The organism is Longimicrobium sp. (assembly GCF_036387355.1).
Lineage (GTDB): Bacteria > Gemmatimonadota > Gemmatimonadetes > Longimicrobiales > Longimicrobiaceae > Longimicrobium.
This window is the reverse complement of record NZ_DASVTX010000341.1, coordinates 1-6,939: the sequence shown is the minus strand read 5'-3', so window position 1 is coordinate 6,939 and position 6,939 is coordinate 1. Positions and strand designations below refer to the sequence as shown.

Annotated in this window: 10 protein-coding genes; all 10 read right to left on the bottom strand. The window is 70.2% G+C overall.

Annotated elements, in window-relative coordinates; translation table 11 throughout:
• Window positions 1-356 precede the first annotated feature (356 nt).
• Complete coding sequence (gene moaA / locus VF665_RS15010) at window positions 357-1,406, bottom strand: GTP 3',8-cyclase MoaA (protein WP_331054253.1); 1,050 nt, start codon at window positions 1,404-1,406, stop codon at window positions 357-359.
• Window positions 1,403-1,849 carry a molybdenum cofactor biosynthesis protein MoaE gene (locus VF665_RS15005; protein ID WP_331054252.1) on the bottom strand — a complete coding sequence of 149 codons (447 nt, stop codon included), beginning with the start codon at window positions 1,847-1,849 and terminating at the stop codon, window positions 1,403-1,405. The genes moaA and VF665_RS15005 overlap by 4 nt, the downstream gene beginning before the upstream one ends.
• Window positions 1,850-1,852: 3 nt before the next feature.
• A complete protein-coding gene (gene moaD, locus VF665_RS15000) occupies window positions 1,853-2,098 on the bottom strand; it encodes a molybdopterin converting factor subunit 1 (protein ID WP_331054251.1) in 246 nt (81 codons plus the stop codon).
• Window positions 2,099-2,177: 79 nt separating this feature from the next.
• Complete coding sequence (locus VF665_RS14995) at window positions 2,178-2,483, bottom strand: hypothetical protein (protein WP_331054250.1); 306 nt, start codon at window positions 2,481-2,483, stop codon at window positions 2,178-2,180.
• Between the two features lie 634 nt (window positions 2,484-3,117).
• Complete coding sequence (locus VF665_RS14990) at window positions 3,118-3,384, bottom strand: Txe/YoeB family addiction module toxin (protein WP_331054249.1); 267 nt, start codon at window positions 3,382-3,384, stop codon at window positions 3,118-3,120.
• Window positions 3,385-3,421: 37 nt separating this feature from the next.
• Window positions 3,422-3,625 (bottom strand): hypothetical protein, encoded by a 204-nt coding sequence (locus VF665_RS14985; RefSeq protein ID WP_331054248.1) that lies wholly within the window; start codon window positions 3,623-3,625, stop codon window positions 3,422-3,424.
• A gap of 117 nt (window positions 3,626-3,742) precedes the next feature.
• Window positions 3,743-4,600: a 16S rRNA (adenine(1518)-N(6)/adenine(1519)-N(6))-dimethyltransferase RsmA gene (gene rsmA / locus VF665_RS14980; RefSeq protein ID WP_331054247.1), complete on the bottom strand. Its 858-nt coding sequence runs from the start codon at window positions 4,598-4,600 to the stop codon at window positions 3,743-3,745.
• On the bottom strand, window positions 4,600-6,159 hold the full coding sequence (locus VF665_RS14975) for a PP2C family protein-serine/threonine phosphatase (protein WP_331054246.1): 1,560 nt from the start codon (window positions 6,157-6,159) through the stop codon (window positions 4,600-4,602). Before VF665_RS14975 ends, rsmA begins: the two co-directional genes overlap by 1 nt.
• A gap of 19 nt (window positions 6,160-6,178) precedes the next feature.
• Window positions 6,179-6,643: an ATP-binding protein gene (locus VF665_RS14970; RefSeq protein WP_331054245.1), complete on the bottom strand. Its 465-nt coding sequence runs from the start codon at window positions 6,641-6,643 to the stop codon at window positions 6,179-6,181.
• A 125-nt stretch (window positions 6,644-6,768) separates the two neighbouring features.
• Window positions 6,769-6,930, bottom strand: a complete 162-nt coding sequence (locus tag VF665_RS26000; protein WP_414678837.1) for an STAS domain-containing protein — start codon at window positions 6,928-6,930, stop codon at window positions 6,769-6,771.
• Window positions 6,931-6,939 lie beyond the last annotated feature (9 nt).

The window sequence follows — 6,939 nt, the reverse complement described above, 5'->3', positions numbered from 1 at the left end:
GTTCGGCCGCGACGTCGTTGATCCGCGCACGGGTCGCGGCTACCTTCACTTCCAGCTGGACACTTCCGTTCAGCAACAGCATGAGGCGCCTCCCTTCTTCGCGTGATGGGTTCGGTGCCTCATGCTGCTTTATTTTCGCCCAATGTCAACAAAACGCTACGCTATCAATTCATTCGCTCTGGACAGGCGGACGCGCGGATCCCGGCCTTCCCCACGAATGCCGCCGCCGCAGTCCGCGCAGGCGGACTTTGCGCCGTTGTTGCCGCGACTTCAGTCGCCCGTCTCCACGACAAACCGAGCCCCGGCCCCGAACGGGAGCCGAGGCTCGTTTTCATCATCCCCAACACGCGCCTGGATCAACCACCCACCTGCGAAAGCGCCAGCAACCCGCCTGATCCCGCATCGCTCCCCTGCACCAGCCAGTGGCGCTCGGGCTTGGTGCCCAGCGTGTGGCGCACCAGCGGCTCCAGCGGCTCGCCGCGGCGCAGCGGGTCGCGCAGGTTGGTCTGCATGTCGCCGAACAGGCACGGGCGCAGCTGCCCGTCCGCCGTGAGCCGCATGCGGTTGCAGCGGTCGCAGTAGTTGTGGCTCATGGGGGTGATGACGCCCACGGTCCCCGCCGCGCCGTCGAAGGCGTAGTAGCGCGCCGGCCCGTTCCCCGCCGGGCCCGCCACCGGCCGCAACGCCCCGATCTCCCCGATGCGCTCCAGGATCTCGTCCGACGGCACGAACTCGTCCGCGGACACGCCCAGGTTTTCGCCCGTGGGCATCACCTCGATGAAGCGGATGTGCCACGGCCGGTCGCGGGTGATGGCCGCGAAGTCCGCCACCTCGTCGTCGTTGCGGCCGCGCATCACCACGCAGTTCACCTTGATGGGCCCCAGCCCCGCGCGCTCCGCGGCCTCCAAGCCGCGAAAGATCGCCTCCGCCGAGCCCGCGCGCCGCGAGATGGCGTCGATGCGCTCCGGCCGCAGCGAATCCAGCGACACGTTCACCCGGTCCACCCCCGCGTCGCGCAGTTCCTCCGCCAAATCGTGCAGCAGCACGGCGTTGGTGGAAAGCGCCACGTCCTCGATCTGCGGAACGGCGCGGATCATCCGCACCAGCGCGGGCAGGTCGCGGCGCACCAGCGGCTCCCCGCCGGTGATGCGGATGCGCTTCAGCCCCATGCCGCCCATCACCCGCACGATCTCCGCGATTTCCTCGTACCGCAGCAGCTGCTCGCGCCGCAGCCAGGGCAGCCCCTCCTCCGGCATGCAGTACACGCAGCGGAGGTTGCACTTGTCCGTGACCGAGATGCGCAGGTACTCCACGCGGCGCCCGAAGCCGTCCGTCATGGGCCCGTCCGCCGGGACGGGGCGCGCGGGTGCGACGGGCACGCCGCCCAGCTGCACCAGCCGGCTCATGCGCCCTCCCGCACCGCCGGGGTGAATCCCGGCACCCACTCCCGCTCGCCGTCCACGTAGCCCTCCCGCTTCCAGACAGGGACGCGCTGCTTGAGTTGCTCGATGACGTACCGCGACGCCTCGTACGCCTCCGCGCGGTGCGGCGACGCCACGCTGATGGCCACGCTCGCCTCGCCGATGCGCAGCATTCCCGTGCGATGGATGACGCCCACCGCCCCGGTGCCGAACCTCTCGCGCGCTTCTTCGGCGATGCGCAGCATTTCCTTTTCGGCCATGGGTGCGTAGGCGGAATACTCCAGTTCGCTCACGGCGCGCCCGTCGTTCTCGTCGCGCACCACGCCCCAGAACAGCAGCGCCGCGCCGTCGGAAGGCGACAGGGTCCCGTCCAGCAGGCGCGCGGGGTCGATCGGATCGGGCGTGACCAGGGCGAAGCAGGCGGGCACGGCTCAGCCCCCCGCCACGGGCGGAATGAACGCGACCTCGTCGCCCTCGCGCAGCTCGGTGCTGAGCGGGGCGTAGTCCATGTTCACGGCGGTGACCGGCGCCTCGGGCAGGCGCGCCAGGGCGTCTCCGCGTGCGCGCAGGCGGCCCACAAGGTCGGACACGCGCGCGCCGGCGGGAAGCTCCAGCGCCAACTCGTCGGTGCCGGCCAGGTCGCGGTACGAGGCGAAGAAAAGGGAGCGGACGATCATGGGCGGCGCCTGAGAAGAGGGAATCCCAGCGCCATACCCCGCCGCCCCGCCCGGGTTCGTGGGCGGGGCGGCGGCCGGGTCAGCCGGCGCCGGAGACGCCGGGGCCGGGGAGGTTTTCGCGCACCTCTTCCGGGGGCGCCAGCGTGGTGAGGAACTGCGAAACCTCGTGGTGCAGCCGCGAGGTGCTGGCGCGCACCATCGTCTTGCCTTGCGCTTCGCCGGTGCCGATGGACACGTCGCCCGCCTCGGTCATGAAGCGGGCGTGGTGCTCCGAGGCGTCCTCGGTAAATCCGGCGTACGGCGTGAGCCGCAGGGTGAACCACTCGCGCGCGCGCCGGATCACCTCGTCCGGCGGCAGGTCGGTCAGGACTTCCTGGATCAGCATTCGGGATCTCCGCGATGGGCGTGCTCGCGCCGCGGATGGGCAGGATGCGGGCCAGAACTGCAGTGCTGAGTGCTGAGTGCTGAGTGCGGAGTGCTGAGTGCGGAGTGCGGAGTGCGGAGTGCGAGAGTACGAAAGTACGAAAGTACGAAAGTGGTTCGGATGGTCTGGCGGATGCTGACGCACGCCTCACCCCCAGACCCTCTCCCGCCAAGCGGGCGAGGGGGAGCAGTTCGGCGCGGGGGCGGGGGTCGGAGCGTGTTGTCCGGTCCCGTGCCGGTCGTTGTGGGGCAGATGACGGCGCTGGGCCCCGACCTCAGCCCGGCGGTTGAAACCGCGCCTCGAAACACACGAAGTCCGCCTTCGCGGACTGCTCGCCACCTCCGGTGTGCACCCCCAATGCAGATGAAGCCCCGAGCGTGGACGCGGCCCCGAGTCGGGGCTTACCGCGTTCTGAGCGGCGGATTCATCCGCTCAGGAGGTCGCTGGCGCACGTCCCTACGCGACTCGCGCCGTCCTGTCTGCCCCGTGCAGGTGAAGTCCCCCCGCTGTTTGGGGGGACTTCCCGCCGTTGTTGCCGCGAATTCATTCGCTCACGCACACTGAGGCACCAGACTTCATTGCGCGAACCCGCTCGTCACGGGTCGTAGTGGTAGCGGGCCTGGGCAAACTCCACGAACTCCTCCGTTGCGCGATACACGATCCGGTGCTCGTCCGTCAGTCTGCGCGACCACCATCCGGCCCAGTTGCCCTTGAGCGGCTCCGGCTTTCCGCGGCCATTACGGGGCGTGCGAAGGCACTCCTCCATCAGATCCATCAGGCGGAGCGCGAGCTTGCGATCAGTGTCGATCCAGTGCTGAAGGTCCTGCATGAACTGCGGTGACAAAACAGGCCTCCGGTTCACGTGCTGAACCGGAGGCCCTTTTCTCTGTGTATCGCGGCTACCGTGCGGCGGCTTCACCCAGCCGATCGCGCAGCGCCGCCATGTCGGTCAGCGCTCCACGTCCCGCATTCAGATCTCCGATGGCCGAATCGAGACGCGCGGCATTCGCGCGCGAACCGCGCAGATACGCCGTCGCGTCGTCCTTGGAAGCACCCGCCGGGTGGCGGCCACCACGCAGGATTGCCAGTAGTTTTCGGAGCATGATGCCCTCCCTTGGAGAACCGGCGCACCGCCGTGGGCGGCTGCACGTCCACGATACCCAGCCATGAGACATGCCGTCAAGGGACTGCGTCGGCAAATTCGGTTCCGGGAACGCGCCCTATTCCTCTTCCGCCGCCTCGCCCTTGACCGCGTACCCGCGGGCACGGAGCGCCCGGGCAAGGTCGATGAACCGCTGCGGCTCGAACTGCTCCGGGCGCGCCTGCAGGTCCATCCCCGTCTCTGCCGCCACCTCCTCCACCTGCTCCGCCGAGAGCCCGTACCGGTCGCGCAGAATCCGCTGGAACTGCTTGCGCCGCTGCCCGAACGCGGCGCGCGTCAGCGAGCGCAGCGTCCTCTCGTCCGCCTCGGTGAGCGGCGGCGGGTCCAGGGGCACAATGCGGATCACCGACGACATCACGTCCGGCACCGGCCGGAACGCCTCACGGCTCACGTTCAGCACGCGCTCCACCGTGGCGATGGACCGGATGCCCACGGCCAGCGCGCCGTACGTCTTGCCCCCGGCCGGCGCCAGAATGCGGTCCGCCACCTCGCGCTGGATCATCACCACGATCTCCGCGGGGCGCGGGCGCCGCTCCAGCAGCCCGAACAGGATGGGCGTGGTGATGTTGTAGGGGATGTTGCCGATGACCTTGAGCCGCCGCGGGTCCTCCGACACCCGCTCCAGCGGCACGCGCAGCACGTCCTCGTGAATGATCTCCACGCCGTGCGTGTCCGCGTACTTTTCCTGCAGGCGGGCGGCCAGGTTGTTGTCCAGTTCGACCAGCACCAGCCGGCGCACGCGGCCCGCCAGGTGCTGCGTCAGCGCGCCCTGCCCCGGCCCGATCTCCATCACCTCGTCGATGAGGTTGGGCCGGAGCGAGTCGACGATGCGCCGCTGGACGTTTCCATCCACCAGAAAGTTCTGCCCCAGCGACCGCTTGGCGCGGTGCGGGCCGGACGGGGCGGGATCGCGCACTAGAAGCGCACCACGACGGCCGTGCGGTCGTCCGGCGGAACGTTGCTGGCCTCGCCCGCCGCCACGAACAGGCGGTCCATGATGGCGGCCGGATCGTCGGCGCGCATCCGCGCGGCCTCGTCCACCAGCACCCGCTCGCCCTCGATCTCCCCCGCGTCCAGCGCGTCGGAGAGGCCGTCCGTGAACAGAAAGAGCAGGTCCTCGCCCCCCGTCCACCCCGTCACCGCCTCGCCGTACGTGTCGCGGTCCACGATGCCGAACGGGGGATCGGTGGCGGCCAGCCGCTCCGGGTGCCCATCCTCGCCGCGGATGCGGAAGGCGTGGCCGTGCCCCGCGTTGCTGTAGGTGAGCGTTCCCGCGGCGGGGTCGATGACGGCGTAGAACAGGGTCAGGTACATCTCCGTGTTCTCCAGCTCGTCGATCACCGCGCGGTGCGTGCGGTGCAGCACCTCGCTGGGCGCGTCGCCCTCGCTGGCATGGATGGCCACGGCGCTGATGGTGAGCGCCATGATGAGCGCCGCGCCGAATCCGTGGCTGCTCACGTCGCCGATCAGCACGCCCAGCCGGTTGCCGGGGAGGCGGAACAGGTGGTAGAAGTCGCCGCCCACCGACTCGGCGGGAACGCACCGCGCCGCCACCTGCGCGTAGCCGGCGAACTGCTCCAGCGGGGGAAGCAGCTTGAGCTGAAGGTCGTGCGCCAGCTCAAGCTCGCGCTCCATCCGCTCCTGCCGCACCGATTCGGCGATCAGCCGGTTGTTTTCCACCGCCGCGCCGATCTGGCTGGCAATGGCGGAGAGCAGCTTGATGTCGCCGGCGGAAAAGCCGTCGTTCCCCGCCCGCCCGATCAGGTTGATGACGCCGATGGTCCGCGTCTCCCCTTCCGGCGGCGAGTAGCTGACGGGGACGGAAAGGAACGAGCCGCGCTGGCGCTCGCCGCCGGGGCAGTCGTCGCGCGTGTACTCTTCGCCCGGCGCCAGGATCACGGGGCGCCCCTCGCGGAACACCGCGGCCGTCACCGAGCAGGGGTCGTCCACCTGGATGGGCGTCGTCTGCCCCTCGCCGCCTTCCACCGCGGCCAGGCGCAGCATGCGCGCGTCCTCGTCGTGCACCCACAGCGCGGCCCGGCTGGCGCCCAGGATGCTGGACACCTCGCCCAGAATGGTGCGCGCCGCGTCGCGAAGGGAGATGATGGAGCCCAGGATCTCGCTGATCGAATACAGCAGCGTGATTTCCTCGTACCGCTCCGCGATCTCGCGGCTGAACGAGCGCATCTCCTCGTCGTGCCGGGCCGCGCGCGCCATCGCGGAGCCCAGGAACGCGGCGGCCGAGGTCGCCTGCGCGGGGGTGGCGTCGGCCAGTTCCACGGCCAGCGTGGTGCCGGGCACGTCGGCCGTGCCCCCTGCCGGGGCGGACAGGCCGCCGCCCTCGCCCAGCGCCAGCCAGCCGTCCTCCATGCGGCGCCAGACGCGCGCGGCTCCGCCGAATGCCCGGCTGAAGTCGTCGAGCACCTCGCGCGCGGAGGCGGGCAGGCGGGGGGGGCTGGGAGCGGCCGTGGTCACGTGGGGGTCGGGAGTTCCGTCATTCGCCGGATGCCCGGCGCCGCGGCTCGGCGCGGCGCAGCACCAGGTGGACGCAGTTGCCCGCGTCGTTGTAACGGACCTCGTCCATGAGGGTGCGGATGAGAAAGATGCCGCGCCCGCCGCCCAGGTCCAGGTTTTCCGGCAGGGTGGGATCGGGAACGCGCGCGGGGTCGAACCCCGCGCCCTGATCGTGCACCTGTACCGAGACCTCGTCCGGCGAAAGCTCCACCTCCACTCGAACCCGCTTCTCCGGGTCGCTTCCGTTGCCGTAGATCATGGCGTTGGCCAGCGCTTCCGCCATTCCTACGCGAAAGTTCAGGTTCAGCCGCGAGCCGTCGAAGCGGTAGGCGCGCAGCCGTTCGGCCAGGTACCCGACCGCCGACTCAATGAGGCGGAGGTCGCTGGGCAGCTCCAGGACAAAGGCGCAGCCCTCCGGGGGAGGGCCGCCGCGGGATGGGGCCATGTTCAGCGTACAGAGGCGCCCGAGGCGCGTGAGTGTGCCGGACCGAGCATGCTGCCGTACTGCAAAAACGCGGCGCGCCGCGCCGGAAAACGTCCCAGTGCGGCCGCCGGTTCAGGCCGTGCGGATCAGAAGCCGGTAAGGGCCGCGTCGCGCGTGTCGGCGATGTTGAACAGCGTGTCGAGCTTGGTGAGCTCGAACAGCGTGCGAAGGTCTTCGTTCAGGTTGGCCAGCCGCAGCTCGCCGCCCTGCTCCCGGATCTTCTTGGAGAGGCTCACCAGCACGCCCAGGCCGGACGA